General features: G+C 39.5%; 13 protein-coding genes and 1 riboswitch. Of the genes, 2 read left to right on the top strand and 11 right to left on the bottom strand.

What is annotated here, in order from left to right:
* Nucleotides 1–411: 411 nt before the first annotated feature.
* From EDD71_RS03900 to EDD71_RS03860, 9 genes are all read right to left on the bottom strand, one after another.
* Nucleotides 412–2,211: a heme NO-binding domain-containing protein gene (locus EDD71_RS03900; protein ID WP_133627429.1), complete on the bottom strand. Its 1,800-nt coding sequence runs from the start codon at nucleotides 2,209–2,211 to the stop codon at nucleotides 412–414.
* Between the two features lie 226 nt (nucleotides 2,212–2,437).
* Nucleotides 2,438–3,028 carry an ECF transporter S component gene (locus EDD71_RS03895; RefSeq protein WP_133627428.1) on the bottom strand — a complete coding sequence of 197 codons (591 nt, stop codon included), beginning with the start codon at nucleotides 3,026–3,028 and terminating at the stop codon, nucleotides 2,438–2,440.
* A gap of 82 nt (nucleotides 3,029–3,110) precedes the next feature.
* Nucleotides 3,111–3,226: riboswitch (FMN riboswitch) on the bottom strand.
* 57 nt (nucleotides 3,227–3,283) lie between these two features.
* Nucleotides 3,284–3,985, bottom strand: a complete 702-nt coding sequence (locus EDD71_RS03890; RefSeq protein ID WP_133627427.1) for a Crp/Fnr family transcriptional regulator — start codon at nucleotides 3,983–3,985, stop codon at nucleotides 3,284–3,286.
* Nucleotides 3,986–4,144: 159 nt separating this feature from the next.
* Nucleotides 4,145–5,302: an amidohydrolase gene (locus tag EDD71_RS03885; protein ID WP_133627426.1), complete on the bottom strand. Its 1,158-nt coding sequence runs from the start codon at nucleotides 5,300–5,302 to the stop codon at nucleotides 4,145–4,147.
* A gap of 228 nt (nucleotides 5,303–5,530) precedes the next feature.
* Nucleotides 5,531–7,690 carry a Tex family protein gene (locus EDD71_RS03880; protein ID WP_133627425.1) on the bottom strand — a complete coding sequence of 720 codons (2,160 nt, stop codon included), beginning with the start codon at nucleotides 7,688–7,690 and terminating at the stop codon, nucleotides 5,531–5,533.
* Nucleotides 7,691–7,774: 84 nt separating this feature from the next.
* Nucleotides 7,775–8,140: a Na-translocating system protein MpsC family protein gene (locus EDD71_RS03875; RefSeq protein WP_133627424.1), complete on the bottom strand. Its 366-nt coding sequence runs from the start codon at nucleotides 8,138–8,140 to the stop codon at nucleotides 7,775–7,777.
* Nucleotides 8,141–8,252: 112 nt separating this feature from the next.
* Nucleotides 8,253–9,362 (bottom strand): sensor domain-containing diguanylate cyclase, encoded by a 1,110-nt coding sequence (locus tag EDD71_RS03870; protein ID WP_133627423.1) that lies wholly within the window; start codon nucleotides 9,360–9,362, stop codon nucleotides 8,253–8,255.
* A gap of 162 nt (nucleotides 9,363–9,524) precedes the next feature.
* Complete coding sequence (locus EDD71_RS03865) at nucleotides 9,525–10,463, bottom strand: magnesium transporter CorA family protein (protein WP_133627422.1); 939 nt, start codon at nucleotides 10,461–10,463, stop codon at nucleotides 9,525–9,527.
* 201 nt (nucleotides 10,464–10,664) lie between these two features.
* On the bottom strand, nucleotides 10,665–11,747 hold the full coding sequence (locus EDD71_RS03860; protein WP_133627421.1) for a hypothetical protein: 1,083 nt from the start codon (nucleotides 11,745–11,747) through the stop codon (nucleotides 10,665–10,667).
* 247 nt (nucleotides 11,748–11,994) lie between these two features.
* Here EDD71_RS03860 and EDD71_RS03855 point away from each other — a divergent pair, with 247 nt between their 5' ends.
* Both EDD71_RS03855 and EDD71_RS03850 read left to right on the top strand, forming a co-directional pair.
* The gene (locus EDD71_RS03855) at nucleotides 11,995–13,416 is read left to right on the top strand and encodes a M28 family metallopeptidase (protein WP_133627420.1); all 1,422 of its coding nucleotides are present in this window, start codon (nucleotides 11,995–11,997) and stop codon (nucleotides 13,414–13,416) included.
* Nucleotides 13,403–14,194 carry a GNAT family N-acetyltransferase gene (locus EDD71_RS03850; protein ID WP_133627419.1) on the top strand — a complete coding sequence of 264 codons (792 nt, stop codon included), beginning with the start codon at nucleotides 13,403–13,405 and terminating at the stop codon, nucleotides 14,192–14,194. Before EDD71_RS03855 ends, EDD71_RS03850 begins: the two co-directional genes overlap by 14 nt.
* Nucleotides 14,195–14,208: 14 nt before the next feature.
* Here the strand turns inward: EDD71_RS03850 and prfB are convergent.
* Both prfB and secA read right to left on the bottom strand, forming a co-directional pair.
* Nucleotides 14,209–15,316, bottom strand: a protein-coding gene (prfB, locus tag EDD71_RS03845) for a peptide chain release factor 2 (protein WP_423244798.1) whose coding sequence is annotated in 2 segments (ribosomal slippage) — nucleotides 14,209–15,237 and nucleotides 15,239–15,316 — 1,107 coding nt in all. Because the reading frame shifts where the segments join, the coding sequence is not laid out codon by codon here.
* Between the two features lie 91 nt (nucleotides 15,317–15,407).
* Entirely contained in the window at nucleotides 15,408–17,912 is a 2,505-nt protein-coding gene (gene secA, locus EDD71_RS03840; protein WP_133627418.1) for a preprotein translocase subunit SecA, read from the bottom strand.
* Nucleotides 17,913–18,039: the final 127 nt, after the last annotated feature.

Below are 18,039 nucleotides of genomic sequence, written 5' to 3'. Positions count from 1 at the left end.
ACACCTCTAGTTTATTAATTTTTTAACAAAGTGTCAACCTGAATATTTAAAGTTTTTTGGCTATTTAAATTGTAATATTAGATTTATAGAGCTGTATCCTGGTGAAAACCGCATTTTTCTTTAAAGACTTCTTTTTATTTGCTAGTTTCAGCCGATTAATGACATAAAAATTTTTTTGCCCATATAAACATTAAAAAATCGTATAAATAATAAAAATTCCCCCGGTGTAAACCTGGAGAATTTTATTAAAATACTATTAATTTATCGTTAAAATATCTACAGGAGGGCGCTGCGATAAAAAATATATTTCATTCACCAGTACGCTTGGCAAAGAAATTCTAAGGCTTGGGATTTTTGTTTCAAATTGAGTTTAACACCCACCGCTAAAGAGAAGGCGACATAAAGCATCAACTAAATTCTATATATACTGATTTCCTCTTTAAACTGTTCTGTAAGCTTTTTAAATTGAGAAATGCTGTTTGTAAGGTTTTTGATTTCCTCCGTATATCTTGTTACACTTGCTGAAACCTCGCTGGATGATGCTGAGTTCTCCTCGGCAATTGCTGCAAGGGATTCCAGCTTCCCATATACTGACGCTATCGACTGCGTCTCCGACTGAAGCCTTTCAGAGGCTTCTATCATCTTTTCCGCCACCTGTTTTATCTTATCCTTTGCTTCGCTTGTATATGCAATGGCATTGCTTAATCTTACATTTTCATTCTGAAGCACCTCAAACTGGGTTCCAACGTTATTAACCACCTCCTCAATCTCACCTATAAAGCTTGTAAGGCTTCTGTTTATATCGTCAACGGCACTTTGGGACTGCTCTGCAAGCTTTCTAACCTCGTCTGCCACAACCGCAAAGCCCCTTCCAGCCTCTCCTGCCCTCGCAGCTTCAATGGATGCATTTAGCGCCAGAAGGTTTGTTTGTGCCGCTATGTTTGACACAAGGGATACTATGTTTGTTATCCCCCTGGCTCTTTCCTGGAGCTCTATACTGCTGTTTTTAACCATCTCGAAGGTGTTAAGTATATCATTTAGCTTATCGGCAGTATCTCTGACGTTATCAAAGCTTGTATCAATCTTTATTACAGCATTTTCCAGTTTAGCTTTATTGTTCTGCTCGATTTTAGCCACGGCCTTTATAGATTCTATATTTTTATTTAAAAGGGCCACAGAGCCTTCAGTCTCCTCTGCCTGCATCATCGCTGCTGCTGCCACCTGTTCAACAATCCCCGAAATCTCCCCTGATGTACTGTCCATCTTTTCAGCAATGGCGTTCAAGGTGTTGCTGAAGGTGTTCATCTCGTCCGTTAATCCCTTAAAGCCTACAAAGTCACTTCTAACTTCCTTTTTATATTCCTTTAGCATATTGTATATATTTTCGAAGTTGTCCCCCGTTACTATTTCCCCATCCTCGGCATAATTGCGTTCATTTATCTTTTTAAATTCATCTACTATAAACCCCAGAGGCCTGTTTATAACCCTTGAGGATATTAGGGCTGATAAAAACGCAGTTAAAGGGGATATATAGGCCGTGTAATCCTTAAAGAAAAATATGGATGCAAAGTTTAGCACTCCAAATACAATGAATGTCATAAGGGCTATTTTAATATCTACACTCTTTATAAATCCAAAGGACATAAGCTTATTTATTCTATACCTCTTTTTGAAGTAAATATCCTTTTCAAAGGTAAGTTTAAGTTCCATACCGTCGCTGTTCTTTGATATTTCCTCCACTTCAAGCCTTTCGTTATAATATTTGCTGGCACCTTCGAGAAGCCCCCTTAAATAGTCAAACATGCCCCTTTTAGATCTATATGTAAATATCGCTTCCCTCTTTGAAATTGGCCTTAATCCAACAATTGGCGGCTTTGCTCCCGGAATTCTTTTTACAATGGCAACGTGTACATCATACATGGATTTTAAAAAGCCGTAGAGACTGTCATGTTTAAAGAAGGCAGGATAATCCTTTGAGAATGTCATTATATTTCCTACTCCCACCTGATTCCACAGCTTTGATAAAGGAATATTTTTCTCATTGGCTATGAACGATATTATTTTGTCTACTTTGTCGTCATCGATATCTTCAATTGGAGAAAATGTCTTATCCCTTCTAAAACCAACGCTTTCAAGGGCTCTATTCACAACATCATCTCCATGAAGTTCCCTTGATGTTTTGATCCAGGTTGAAACAACGGTTCCCTTCATATAAAGCACCTCCTATAAAAAATAATAATGTACAATATAGTAACACAATTTGTTGGAAAACGATGATTTCCCGGGCAATTACTGTCGTATGCGGCAAAATGCTGTTTAATAAAGTTATCGGTGCTTTATATGCTTTATTTATACATAATAAAAATTATTTAATAATATTTATTTTTTGTTAACTGTTTATCAACATTAAAAAAAAGCACCCGAAGGTGCATTAAAATTATCTATGAAGAATTGGTGAAACTCTCTTATATACCACAAAGGTTACAAGTCCAACTATTACTCCCTTTAAAATATTAAAGGGGAATATGCTGTATGCAACAAGCGTTCCAAGCCCCGTTATGCTGCTGTTGATTTTTGTTCCCATTTGAACGAAGGCCTCTATAGGCGCATGAAATGCCTTTGCGTAAAGAGGAATTAAGAAGGTGTAGTTGGCAATGGATGCTATAACCGCCATTGCAAGCGTTCCTGCCACAAGGCCTATAACAGCCCCTTTTCTGTTCTTTTGATTCTTATAGATGGTTCCTGCTGTGAAAACAAACACTGCTCCAACTATGAAGTTTGCAAGTTCTCCTACTCCCGCTGTCTTAGTTCCACGAATTACAAGGTTTAACAGGTTTTTAACAAGTTCAATAAGTACTCCCGCTACAGGTCCCATTGCAAAGGATCCTAAAAGAGCTGGTAAATCGCTTAAATCGATTTTGAGAAAGTCAGGGAATATTGGTAGTGGAAAATCGAATAACATAAGTATTAGTGCCATTGCAGATAATACTGCGATTTTGATAAGAGCTGATAGATTTTTGTTTTTCATAAAAAAACCCTCCTTAAATTTTACAGGGCAGGAAGGAAAAAATAAAGGGCCGCTGAAAATCTTCAGCGGCCAAAATATTCCGTTCCATCTTCTTTCATCCAGACTTTAACTGTCGGCCCCGGAGTTTCACCGGATCGTGCCTTTCGGCTCGCGGGCTATACCGCCGGTAGGGACTTTCACCCTGCCCTGAAGATTCTAAATATATTCTATTATTTTTTTAACAAAGAATCAATACCTTTTTGTAAATATTTAAATCTACGCAATAAACCTTGCAATGTCAATTATCTTTATAAATCTTCTCTTAGTCTCTATAATTCCATCCCTCTTCATTTCCGACACTATCCTCGAGAGGGTTTCTCTTGTCATGTTAAGGATTGACGCTATTTCTGCAAGGGTTACATCAAGCAGTACCACAATGTCGCCGTTTTCATCGATGCTGCCAAAGTTATACATATGCTCCAGTACAAAGTTGACAAAGGAAGACCTGCAGCCCCCAAGTATTAAATTTCCCTGCCTTGACGAAACGTTTCTCATTATATTTATAAGCATTTCATTAAAGTGATTTTTAAGTTCATAATCCTCATTCAATTTATTCTTAACGCTTTCGGTATCTATGACATGCAAACTGCAGTTCGTCAGTGCTTTATAGTTAAATTCCTCCGGCATATCAATAAGGGAAGAAAAGCCAAAAAACTCCCCTGGGAGAAAATATCCGCTGCTGTATTCCTTTCCGTATACATCCTTTCTTGTGAGTACTACCTTACCCCTGTCAACAAAATATATGCTTGAATCCTTATGTTTTTCTTTAATTATGTACTCGCCTTTAAGGTACAGTATTTTTTTGCACTCTCCAGAAAATAGGGTTTCAACTTTTTTCCTGTAAAAATCAATTTCTGTTTTTTTTGGTTTATTCTTTAAAGTCGCAACTATATCGTCATACAAATTACTGTTATACACCTGAATCCCTGCCTTTTAATAAATTATATACTCACATTAATTATCGTACTAAATTTCAAATATTTTATACTTTTAGGGTCAGGGATTTACAATATAGCTTGTTGTGCTTCTTAGAAAAGCCCATTTCAATAAAAGGGCGGATTCCATTCCGCCCTCTTATTATTTTCTTGAAACTATCTCTCCATCAATTAAAACATACCTTGCATTGGCCTGAACGTCAAGTGGATGCTTATCAAATATTACTATGTCTGCATCCTTGCCCTTCTCAATGGAGCCTACCCTGTCCGCAATTCCAAGTATTTCAGCAGGGTTTATGGTTATTGCCTTAAGGGCTGTTTCCTCATCAAGGCCTGCCTTAACGGCAAGGGCCGCACAAAGAGGAAGGTAGTGAACAGGAATTACAGGATGGTCAGTCATAAGGGCTATCTTAACCCCTGCCTCGGCAAGCTTTTTGGGAGCTTCAAAGGTAAGTTCCTTAAGTTCAATCTTTGACCTTGTTGTAAGGGTTGGACCAACCACTGCAGGATATCCCTCCCTGGCTAGTTCCTCTGCTATAAGGTGTCCTTCTGTACAGTGCTCAAGGGTTAGCTTTACTCCAAACTCCTTTGCAATCCTTATGGCAGTAAATATATCGTCTGCCCTGTGGGCATGGGCCTTAAGGGGCATTTCTCCCTTTAAAACTGGAAAAAGGCTCTCAAGCTTAAGATCAAAGTCCGGCATCTTGTCCGGATCCTTTTCTGCCTTTTCCTTCTTTGCAAGGTAGCTCTTTGCCTTATAAAGGGTTTCCCTGAGAAGTGCTGCAGTTCCCATTCTTGTTGAGGGCATTCTGTTCTTTGAATTGTATACCCTCTTTGGATTTTCCCCAAAGGCTATCTTCATGGCGGCAGGCTCCTTTACCACCATGTCGTCTATTCTTTTCCCTCTGGTTTTAATTATTGTAAAGGTCCCTCCAATTACGTTTGCGCTTCCGGGGCCTGTACATACACAGGTTACCCCGTTTTCATATGCTTCCTTAAAGGAAAAGTCTGCAGGGTTTATGGCATCTATTGCCCTTAGCTGCGGGGTTACAGGGTCAGTTGCCTCGTTTCCGTCTGCCCCCTCAAAACCCATTCCATCTTCCCACATTCCTATATGGCAGTGGGCATCTATTATTCCTGGCATAACGTACCCGCCTTCGGCATCGATTACCTGGCAGTCAAGGGGTGCAACTATTTCCTCCCCAACATCAACTATTTTGCCATTGTCGATTAGAACTTCCCCATTTTCTATGGTTTTCCCTGCCATAGTCAGGATTTTTCCGTTTTTAATTAGTATCACTTTTATCCCTCCTATATACATTTCTCCATTTACAATGACCACTTCGGTTCGAAGTTCTTCCCGGCCATAGTTATAACTTTGCCACTTTTAATTTAAAGCATTTTAATCCCCCCATTCCCATAAGTGCTCCTTTGAAAAGTCCATTGGAATAAAGGTGGATAATATTTACAGGTAGACGCTGCGATAAAAAATATATTTCATTCACCAGTACGCTTAGCAAAAGGGGCGTTAAACCCCCTTTATAGTTAACGAAATCCTTTTTCTGTTCACATCCACATCCAAAACCTTAACGGTTACTATATCCCCTACCTTTACAACCTCAAGGGGATGCTTTATGTATCTGTCTGAAAGCTCGGATATGTGCACAAGCCCATCCTGATGAACCCCGATGTCTACAAAGGCTCCAAAGTCTGCAACATTCCTTACGGTTCCCTGGAGCACCATTCCGGGTTTTAAATGCTCAAGTTCCATAACTCCCGACATGAATATTGGCTTTGGAAGTTCCTCCCTTGGATCCCTTCCTGGCTTTTTAAGCTCTGATATTATATCCCTTAAGGTTGGAATCCCTATATTTGCTTCCTCGGAGAGCTTTTCTATTCCATATTCCTGAACCCTTCCATCTATATCGCCTATTTTTCTATTTTTGACGTCCTCGAGGCTGTAGCCAAGCTTTCCTAAAACCGCTACGGCAGCATCATAGGACTCGGGGTGAACTGCTGTATTATCAAGTACATTTTCGCTTTCAGGTATTCTAAGGAAGCCTGCACACTGTTCAAAGGCCCTTTCACCAAGCCTTTTAACCTTTAAAAGCTCCTTTCTGCTCTTAAACTTGCCGTTGCTTTCCCTGTACTCTACTATATTTTTGGCAATTGCAGCGTTTATTCCCGATATATATGAAAGAAGGGATGGCGATGCGGTATTTAAATCAACTCCAACTGAGTTTACGCAGTCCTCAACAACTCCCTTTAAGGTTTCATCAAGCCTTTTCTGGGATACATCGTGCTGATACTGGCCAACTCCTATGGATTTGGGATCTATCTTAACAAGCTCTGCAAGGGGATCCTGCAGCCTCCTTGCTATCGACACAGCACCCCTCAGGGATACATTTATATCCGGAAACTCCTTTGCAGCAAGCTCCGATGCTGAGTAAACCGACGCACCTGCTTCGGATACCACAACATAGTAGAGCTTCTTTCCCATCTCCTTCTCAACTTCTGCTATAAGCTCTGAAAGGAATATTTCGGATTCCCTTGAGGCCGTACCATTTCCCAGGGATATGATATCTACATCGTGTTTTTTTATAAGTTCCTTAAGCTTCTTCTTGCTTCCCTCAATATCGTTTTGGGGGGCCGTCGAATATACTGTTGCTGTGTCCAGGAGCTTTCCGGTCTCGTCAACTACTGCAACCTTGCAGCCCGTTCTAAAACCAGGGTCAAATCCAAGGACAACCTTTCCCTTTACAGGTGAAGTCATAAGGAGACTCTTAAGGTTTGCTGCAAACACCTTAATAGCCTGCTCCTCAGCCTTTTCCGTAAGCTCATTTCTAATTTCCCTTTCAATGGATGGAGCGATAAGCCTTGTGTAGCTGTCCTTAACGGCAGCTTTTATGTACTCCGTTTCCTCTCCCTGCCTTTTTATGATTTTCTCTTCAAGATAGGAGATTATCATGTCAACAGGGGCTTCAATCTTAACCGACAGGAACTCTTCCCTCTCACCCCTGTTTATTGCAAGTATTCTATGGGGAACGATCCTTTTGACAGCCTCGCTATAGTCATAATACATTTCATAGGGTGATGTTTCATCTTTAGTTCCCTTAGATACTATTAAACCTTCTCTAAAGGTCATCTCCCTTATTCTCTTTCTAAATTCTGCGTTATCCGATATGTCCTCTGCGATTATATCAATTGCACCTGATATTGCATCTTCCTCCGTTTTAACTCCAAGCTCCTCGTTTATGTACCTGGATGCCTCATCCCTAAGGGATGTGGTAAAATCCTGTCCAAGAATAAATAAAGCCAGGGGCTCAAGTCCCTTTTCTTTTGCAATTGTAGCCCTCGTCCTTTTCTTCGGTCTGAAGGGCCTGTATATGTCGTCAACTTCCGTTACAGTGATTGCGCTGTCTATTTTAGCCGCAAGCTCCTCGGTCAACTTTCCCTGCTCACCAATCAGCCTTTTAACCTCTTCTTTTCTGCTCTCTAAATTTCTAAGATATGTAAGCCTTTCAAACAGGTTTCTCAGGGTTGTATCATCAAGCTCTCCTGTAGCCTCTTTTCTATACCTTGCAATAAAGGGTATTGTATTTCCAGCATCTATTAAATCCACAGTGTTTTTTATCTGCCATTCCTTCACGTTAAATTCGCAGGAGAGCATCTTAATTATATCTGCCAAGTTTAATACCTCCTCTTAAATATAATATCTATTGTAAAATAACTGCCAATGACTTAAAAAAATATGCAAAAAAATTGCCCGTGGCTATGCATCGAGCATTTCTTCAATATTTTTCTCCATAACAAAAACCATGATGTACTCGCCGGTTTTGGTGCTTATATCGCAGTGAAGGCTTACAACCTTAACCCCTACAATATCCTCAACCAGCTTCTCCATTTTGGTTCTGAGCACATCTTCAAGCATATATCTAAATTCCTTTATGGTTCTTCTCCCCTCCTGTGTAAGGGCAAGGGTTTTTTCAGCAGGGGTCAGGACCTTTTTAAGCCTTATAATGATCATGTCTTTAAAAATGTGGGCCATCGCTTCCTCTGCTCCACGTCCTACCTCTTCCTTTTCAAATTTAATCATTGCGTTGCTTAGGATCATCTCCATGTTGCCCTTTAAAGACATATGACTACCTCCACCATTAATTATTTTGTATGTTACTTTTAATATTTTAACATTTATGTTTTTTCATGCAAGTTATTTTGTTAAAATGAATTTTACAATGCAACAGGCTTCCCTAATCAGAGGCAGCTGCTCTTTCTGCTTTTCTCGCTTTCTTTTCACTGTACATGTTGGCATCTGCACGGCTTACCAGCCGGTCAAGACTAAAGCCCTTCTCATAGGTATAAATTCCTGCGCTGAAGGATGCATCGGCTCCTTTAACGGGGCAGTCCTTCAACCGCTCCCTCATACATTCTATCCTTTCCTTAATCCTATCTATATCATCTTCATAAACGACCATTATAAACTCGTCACCCGCATACCTTGCAACGATATCGTTTTCTCCTTTACTCTCATCAAGAACCTTTGCAAAGAACTTTAGAACCTCATCCCCTGCCTTATGCCCATAGGTGTCGTTTATGAGTTTAAAGTCATCCATATCTATCATAACCAGAGAGAACTTTCTGCCAGTCGTTTCAGCTGTCTTTATTACTTCTTCCATTATCTCCTCAAAATATCTCCTGTTATATATGCCCGTAAGCTTGTCTATTCTAAGTGCAATCCACAGTTCATTCATGAGAAGAACGTTCTTAATTGCTATTTCAAGATGCCTTGAAATATATTGAATGAGTCTTATGTCATTTTTGCTGAAGGCATTTTCATTTTCTTTATTATCAACGTTTATAATTCCATAGAATTCACCATTTACATAAAGCGGGGCACTCATGGTAGATTTAATATCAAGGGCCTTTGTTGAGATTAGCATATCGAAATTCTCCTCTGTGAGATTTTCACTGTCGAATATGATTGGGTTTTTAATTATATCAGGTGATTTGAGCTTTGTTGTTTTATACAGGAACAGCTCCTCTTTTTTAAGACGCACCTTTTTAAGCTCATTAAAGTCAAACCCTTCGGATGCCTTATACTCCATTATATCCTTAGCAGGGTTATATATTAGTATGCTTCCTGTCTGGGCACCTTCTATAAGGCTTATTGTATCCCTGAGAAGTTCCTTGTAGAGGGCATCTATATCACGGAAATCGTTTAAATCTTCAGACACCTTTATGAGTATGTTGTTGACGTCCTTTACCCTTTCGTATAAAAACTTATAATGGGAATACTCCCTAATTTTATAAAAATGAAACACAGCTAAAACTATTATAAGAACTATATAAAATAATGCCAAGCTAGCATCTCCTTCAAATTTAATAGGGTTCCAATATAATTATATCACTATTCAAATTTTAGTTAAACCAAATAATTTATTCCATTGATAATTGTTGAGCTCCTATGGTGAATAAATAGCTGTATGATTTAGGAGGCTGCCTAAAAAAGACAGCCACCTTCATCAAAACATATTCTTTTTGGCCAGTATATAAGCAACAACTGCGGATATTATACCAGTAATTCCAATAATAATGGGAAATCCATAGGGGTTTTTGCTAAGGGGCATAGCATCTATGTTCATTCCAAAAAAGCTTGCAATCATGGTTGGAATGGACATAACTATCGTTATTGATGCAAGAAACTTCATTACTATGTTTAAGTTGTTCGATATAATGGATGCAAAGGCATCCATTGTGCCGCTCAATATATTGCTGTATATATTAGCCATCTCAATTGCCTGCTTGTTCTCTATTATAACGTCCTCCAGGACATCCCTGTCCTCTTCATACTTCTGCATAAGTTCAAGCTTAAGCATCTTCTCAAGGGTTATCTCGTTTGCCTTAAGGGATGTTGAGAAATATACAAGGCTCTTCTCAAGGGATAGAAGCTGTATAAGCTCCTTGTTTTTCATAGATCTGTGAAGCCTTGCCTCTATAACATGGCTTGTTTTGTCTATCTGCTTAAGGTAGCAAAGATAATATGAAGCAATCTTGTAAAGTATTTGAAGTATAAACCTTGACTTTTTAAAGGTATAGAAGCCTTTAACCTTCTGAGCAGCAAAATCATCTATCACCCTATTATCCTGAAGGCATACGGTTACGATTACGCTGTCATTAAGCACTATACCAAGCGGTATTGTATAGTACTCAACGGATTTATTTTGAACATCCATTACGGGAATGTCCACAATAACGGAAATCTGGTCCTCATCCACTTCAATTCTTGAGCTCTCCTCTTCATCAAGGGGGGCCCTTAAAAACTCAAGAAATAGTCCTGTCCTTTGGGAAACGTATTCAAGCTCTGTCTCTGTTGGATTTTTAAGGTTAATCCAGCAGCCGTGTTCAATGCTGTCGATTTCAGATGTTTTCCCCTCGGGGCTTGTCTTAAATATCTGTATCATGCTGCATCTCCTTTCCGTATCCCGTTTCAGGATACAGAAACGCCCCTGAAACAGGATCTATTTATTTGTCTCACCAGGTCCATCTTCCATAACATAACACCTCATAAAAGATAATTCTCATAATATAAATTTAACTCAAAAATGAACAAATTACAACAAGAAAGGCAGCCTACAGAGTATATATTTTAAAATGTAAACTGCCTATTTTTTTGGTGGGTTTAATACTATAACAGGTTGGGGTGGAACAACTATTGGTTCCCTTCCATTTATTTCTATAGGAGTAACGGTTGGCCTCTCGCATATTCCTGTGACTCCAACGATGAAGGTCCTCTGGCTTATGAGATCCTCATATTCCTTTATCTTCCTGTTTAAAAGTTCAAGGGTTGTTCTTATAACCTTCTCATACTTTCTTATTGTATCCCTTATATGTCTGAAATCTCCCCTTTCATCATGTTTTCCACCATCGAGTCCATTTAAAATCTTTAAAAGATCCGTTAAGCTTCCTATTTTGTTGAAGGAGGTTATATTATAGTTTGCGGCAGGAATTGGAGTTATTAAAATCTCCTGGAGTATGCACTTTATAAGGTACCTTATCTCGCTTTCAATAACTGCAATTTTATACTCAAGCTCAAGCTCTATAATCTTTACAATCCTAAAGAGGCTCTCCTTTATCCTGTCCCTAAGTACAATTATTATATAATATTTAAGCATATTCACAATTTCATGCTCAGTGAGGTTTCTTTTATAGTAGTAGTTAAAATAGCAGTAGTTTATATCAAAAAGTATCTGTATAATAAGTTTTTTGTTTATTCTTCCAAACTCCTGCTCTATGAAGGACATATATCCCCTTGCAAGGAGTAATGACTCAGCCTGCTTTCTCCACTCCGGGTCGTCTATAACGTCTGTTATTTCCTTGATGCTTATTCTAAGCAGAAGATACCTGAATACCTTCTCAACTATTTTATCATCTATCCTGTCTATTACAAGTGCAAGCTTGTAATCCCTTGCATCCTTATCCACATATGGAGGTATGTATTCCCTTCTGCATTCCCTGTTGTACTGTTCCGTTATTATCTGCTTTCTTTTACAGGTATCACATGGAAAATAGGGAGCCTTCTTACCGTCCTTTAGGCCGTAGGAAAGTGAACTTGTTATAAACTCATCAAAGAAATCCTCTATATCATCAAAATCGTTTTTTGATTGGTTTTCTTTTACTTTATCTATTACCTTTCTTAAAAAATCATCTATCTCATTATCAAGTTCCCTGTTTGCTTCATCCGCCATTGAATCACCTGCCTAAAAGCGTTTCATTTTATTATATTCCCTTCCTCATACTTTAATGATATTTTAGTTTTCCAGGGAGCTTATCCACTTTTCCACAAATTTATCCACATTTTATCAACAAAGAAAAGTTATCCAGCCTCAACCCACAGCATTATCAACAAAGTTATCCACCAATTTTATGGATAACTCGTATATATTGTTGTGAAATATTAAAGCTGTACGGCATATAAATTAACGAGGTGATTTTATGAGGCGAAGAAAATTTATTATAATTTTCACATTGATGTTTATTTTTTCCTTCTTCAATTTACATACCTATGCTGGTACCTCCTTTGAGCCAATTAATGTTTATAACATAGTAAATGAACTGTCTTCAAAGGAGTATAAAGGAAGGCTTGTTGGGGAGGATGGAAATTTAAAGGCACAAAAATACATCGAAGAATATTTTAAAAGCATAGGCCTTGATCCTGGAGGAGATAATGGAACATACCTTCAAAGCTTTGAAATAATAACGCCTCTGCTTGATGGAAGCTGCTATTTTAAAATATACGACCTTAAAGGAAAGAAAGTTAAAGAATACGCCTACGGAACTGAATTTAAAGAAATGCCCTATGGGGCCTCCGCACCTGGAACGGTTCTCGGCAGAGCAAAGACAGAGCTTTCTTCTAAAGGAAACATCCTTCTTTCATCAGGCGGCAAAATAAGTGAAATGGCCTCAGATTATGAAAATGACCTTGCGCTTAAAACTAAAGGCATTTCAGCTGTGGTATATTCCTCGAATATGAACTACAGGTTTAGAAGCCCATATAAGCTTCAGTCAGACTATGCCCGGGGAATAGTCAAGGTTATGGTAACGGATAAGGTGTTTAAGGAGCTTTTAGATTTTTCTAACAAGGGATATACCTTTGAAATAAAAAGCTCCCTCGATATTAAAAAGGTAACTGCAAGCAATGTAATTGGAATGATTAAAGGCAAAAAACCTAATTTACCTCCCATAATCCTCTCCGCACACTTTGATCACGTGGGCTTTGACGCAGATGGGGTTATATATCCTGGTGCCTTTGACAACGCATCGGGTACTGCCTTTCTCTTGGAACTTGCAAGGGTTTTAAAAAGCTCCGGCAAAAACGACAGAACCATAATATTTGCTGCCTTCAACGGTGAAGAGGTTGGGCTTGTAGGCTCTGAATATTTTGTAAACCATCCTCCCGTTGATATTAATAATGGAGAATGCATAAATTTCGATATGGTGGGAGCTGTAAAGAATATACCCCTTTCAATACTTACCTATGGGGCCGACGAAAGCTTTTCTAGGGAGATCGAAGATATTGCAAGGAAGCTTCAGATAAACACCAATTTGCTTAATGAAAACAACAGCGACCACGGACCCTTCTGCATTAAGGGAATAAATGCTGTAACCCTCATACATGATGACACAACTAAAATACATACTCCAGAGGACACTATAAAAAACTTCAACATGGAAAAAACTGAGGAGGTATTTGCAGTTGTTTCCTCATACCTTAAAACTAAGGATGTTAAGGTTGCCTTCTCATATAAAGTTCAAAACAGCAGTAATATGAGAAATTTTATTATCCTGTCAATGTGTTTTTTACTCCTCTTTGTTTTGATTTATTATTCAAAGCGGGAAAGCATTGAGAAACGGTGATATCATGGCTCATATAGCGACTGAACTTGATTTTAGAAGAATAATTAAGCATAATCCAGGCAATGTTTTAGATAGAAATTACATTCATAGGGTGTATAAGTCAGGTTATATGATAGTAAGCGACATAAACCTCCTTTCCTTCTGCTATCCTGTGGAATATTTTGACGGCATACTTATAAGATGCTTTTCATCAACCATAGAAGAAACCATCGATATGGTGAGCTTTATAACACCTATGCTTAAAGGGCGTATATTTTTATCCCATATTACCGATGACTTCATAGAGCCCTTCAGACATATTGGATTTAAAAATCACTACAAAGTATCGGGGTTTTATAAAATGGACTATAACCTTTCACTTAAAAGCTATCCATGTGAAATAATAGACTTCAGCATGGAGTACCTTATGCAGCTTGAATATATGGACAGAAGCCTCTTTTCAAACACCTGGAGGCTTTCATTTGACGATATTTCAACCCTTTCAAGGGACAGAAACATAAAAATCAGGTTGTGCCTGAGCAAGGAAAGCCTAATTGGCTTTAGCATTTTAAGGCTTAACAGGGGCTTTGGCTATGGATATATCATAAAAATTGCAGTTGATGGAGCTCTCCACCGCAGGGGAATAGGAACCGTTATTTTAAACGACGCCATACAGATATTTAAAAGCAGCAGCATACTTCCTATTTTTACTGACACCATATCGGAAGGGTCGGCTGAGTTTTTTAAATCCAACGGGTTCAGGGAGTACTCAAAGTCCTGTTTACTCGTGAAGGAGTAGAAAAGGGACAGACACTATTTGGCCTGTCCCTTTAAATATGCATTTATAAACTCATCTATTTCCCCATCCATTACAGCCTGGATGTTTCCTATTTCAACGCCCGTTCTGTGGTCCTTTACCATTGTATAGGGCTGGAATACGTATGACCTTATCTGACTTCCCCAGCCTATTTCCTTAAGGTCCCCCGTAAGGTCCTCTATCTTTTCCTTGTGGGCACGCTCCTTAAGCTCTATGAGTTTAGACTTTAGCATTTTCATAGCCTTATCCCTGTTTGCATGCTGGGATCGCTCGTTCTGGCACTGAACTATTATACCCGTTGGCAGGTGAGTAATTCTAATCGCAGATTCGGTTTTGTTTACGTACTGGCCTCCTGCACCACCCGAACGATAGGTATCAATTTTAAGATCCTCGGGCCTTATCTCTATGTCCTGATCATCCGTAATCTCAGGCAGAACTTCAACGGATGCAAAGGATGTATGCCTCTTTCCTGCCGCGTCGAAGGGGGATATTCTAACTAGCCTGTGGACACCCTTTTCGGCCTTTAAATATCCATAGGCATATTCTCCCTTAATTTCAAGGGTTACGCTTTTAACTCCGGCTTCATCCCCTGGGAGAAAGTCGGTGATTTCAACCCTGTAACCCTTTTCCTCAGCCCATCTTGTATACATCCTAAGAAGCATTGACGCCCAGTCGCAGGCCTCTGTCCCACCTGCACCTGCATGTATTGTCAGTATTGCATCGTTTTTATCGTATTCACCTGATAAAAGGATTTGAATTCTAAACTCGTCTATTTCCTTTTCAATGGCCTTTCTTTCAGATGCAATTTCACTCAGGGAAGATAAATCCTCCTCATCATCAGAAAGCTCGATTAAAACTTCAAGGTCATCAACCCTGCTTAAAAGGCTTTCAAACCTTTCCACCTTATCCTTTAAAGCCTTTGATTTTTGCATAACCTTCTGGGCATTTTCGATATCGTTCCAGAAATCCTGCTCATGCATCTGATTTTCAAGTTTTTGTATTTCAACCTTAAGCCCCTCTATGTCAAAGAGAAGCCCCCATTTCCTTTAAAGTCTCCCTCATGGGTCCTATAGCTGCATAATGTTCCTCGAATGCTATATGCACTACTACCACCATCCTTTCAAATTCACTAATCTATTATATCCTAATATGATATTATTAACAAGGATAAAGGCACAACGTATGTTGTGCCTTGTTATACATTCCTTCCGCAGCAGTTTTTATACTTCTTTCCGCTTCCACATGGACACGGATCATTTCTTCCTATCTTCTTTTCCTTTCTAATGGGCTCCTTTTTTACTGATTCGTCCATGTTGGTTGAAGTAGGTTCTGCAACCCTTTCCCTTTCAACCTTTCTTTCGGGCTGAACCCTGTATATGAACCTTACCGTCTCCTCCTTGATATTATATATCATCTCTTCAAACATGTTCATACCTTCGATCTGGTATTCCTGAACCGGATCCCTCTGCCTGTAGGCACGAAGCCCTATGCCCTGCTTAAGATGATCCATTGCATCAATATGATCCATCCATTTGAGGTCAACGGCACGGAGAAGGATAACCCTCTCTATTTCTCTCATCTGATCTTCTTCAAATTCCTTTTCCTTCTCCTCGTAGAGCCTGTAGGCAATGTCCAGTATATTTTTCTTCATCTCATCCTTTGACATTTCCTGAAGCTCTTCAACCTTTAGCAGTCCCCTAGGTATAAACACGTCCTCAAGGTATGTTACAATACCCTTTATATCCCAATCTTCCCTGTGCCTTTCATCTGAAGTATGGGCATCCACTGCAGCTTCAACGACATCCTTTACCATTTCAAGAATGTTTCCCCTCAGGTTTTCTCCCTCAAGGACCTTTCTTCTCTGCTCGTATATGATTTCCCTTTGCTTGTTCATTACATTATCGAACTGGAGAAGGGACTTTCTTATTTCAAAGTTGTTGCCTTCAACCTTCTTCTGGGCCTGTTCTATGGCATTTGAAACCATCTTGCTTTCAATCGGCTCGTCATCTGGAAGACCAAGCCTTTCAACAACTCCCTTTATTCTATCTGAGCCAAAGAGCCTCATGAGATCGTCTTCAAGGGATATATAAAATCTTGAGGAACCAGGGTCACCCTGACGGCCTGCACGTCCTCTCAGCTGATTATCTATACGCCTTGATTCGTGTCTTTCAGTACCTATTATTTTAAGCCCTCCAAGCTCCTGAACACCATCTTGCAGCTTAATGTCGGTACCACGTCCTGCCATGTTGGTTGCAATTGTAACCATTCCCTTTTCCCCGGCATGGGATATGATTTCTGCTTCCTTTTCATGGTACTTTGCATTAAGAACCTGGTGCGGTATTCCCCTCTTTTTAAGCATGTCTGAGAGCATTTCTGACTTCTCAATGCTTATCGTACCGACAAGCACCGGCTGCCCTTTCCTGTGGGTTTCTACTATCTCCTCAACAATTGCGTTAAACTTGGCCTTTTCGGTTTTGTATACTACATCAGGATGGTCTACCCTTATCATGGGCTTGTTTGTAGGTATTACTACAACGTCAAGGCCGTATATTTCCCTGAACTCGTTCTCCTCTGTCTGGGCGGTACCAGTCATACCTGAAATCTTTCTGTAGAGCTTGAAGTAATTCTGGAAGGTTATTGTAGCAAGGGTTTTTGATTCTCTTTCAACCTTAACCCCTTCCTTTGCCTCAATTGCCTGATGAAGGCCGTCGCTGTACCTTCTTCCGTACATAAGCCTTCCTGTGAATTCGTCAACTATTATTACTTCTCCGTCCTTAACTACGTAGTCTATATCCCTCTTCATGAGGTTATGCGCCTTAAGGGCCTGTATTACATGGTGCTGTATTTCTATATTTTCTGGGTCTGCGTAGTTTTCAAGGTTGAAGTATTTTTCCGCCTTTTCAACTCCGCTTTCTGTAAGGGTTACGGCGTGCTGCTTCTCATCAACCTTAAAGTCCTCATCCTTCTTTAATATCTTTACAAAAGAATCTGCATATTTATATAAATAGGTGGATTTATCTCCTGCACCGGATATTATAAGTGGCGTTCTGGCTTCGTCAATTAATATGGAGTCAACTTCGTCTATAATGGCAAAGTTAAGCTCCCTCTGAACCATTTCTTCCTTATAAATAACCATGTTGTCCCTTAGATAATCAAATCCGAACTCGTTGTTTGTACCATAGGTAATGTCTGCGTTGTACGCTGCCCTTCTTTCTTCTGCGTCAAGGTCATGCACTATAACCCCTACAGTAAGGCCAAGGAATTCGTATATCTTTCCCATCCACTCCCTGTCACGCTTTGCAAGGTAGTCGTTTACGGTAACTATGTGAACTCCCTTTCCCGTTAGAGCGTTAAGATATGCAGGTAAGGTGGCCACAAGGGTTTTGCCTTCACCTGTTTTCATTTCAGCAATTCTTCCCTGATGGAGGACAACTCCACCTATGAGCTGAACCCTAAAGTGCTTCATTCCAAGGGTTCTCCATGATGCTTCACGCACTACCGCAAAGGCTTCAGGAAGGATGTCATCAAGGGTTTCCCCATTTTTAAGCCTTTCCTTAAATTCATCGGTTTTAGCCCTGAGCTCAGCGTCGGTAAGCCTTTGCATCTTCTCATCCAGAGCCTCTATTTTATCAACAATAGGAACTATTCTTTTAATCTCTCTATCACTGTAGGTTCCAAATATTTTTTCCAATAAACCCATCTTTTCACCCTCTTTTATAGTATAAAATGATTATAGCATTTTGAAGATGTATTAGCAATAAAGTAACATGTTGTGCCGGTTTTGACTTTGAAAACGCGTCCTTTAAATTAAAAAAGGATGGCAAAGC

Source organism: Fonticella tunisiensis, from assembly GCF_004364155.1.
GTDB lineage: Bacteria > Bacillota > Clostridia > Clostridiales > Caloramatoraceae > Fonticella > Fonticella tunisiensis.
Note: the sequence above shows the minus strand (reverse complement) of the source record. Positions and strands in the feature narration are given on the sequence as shown.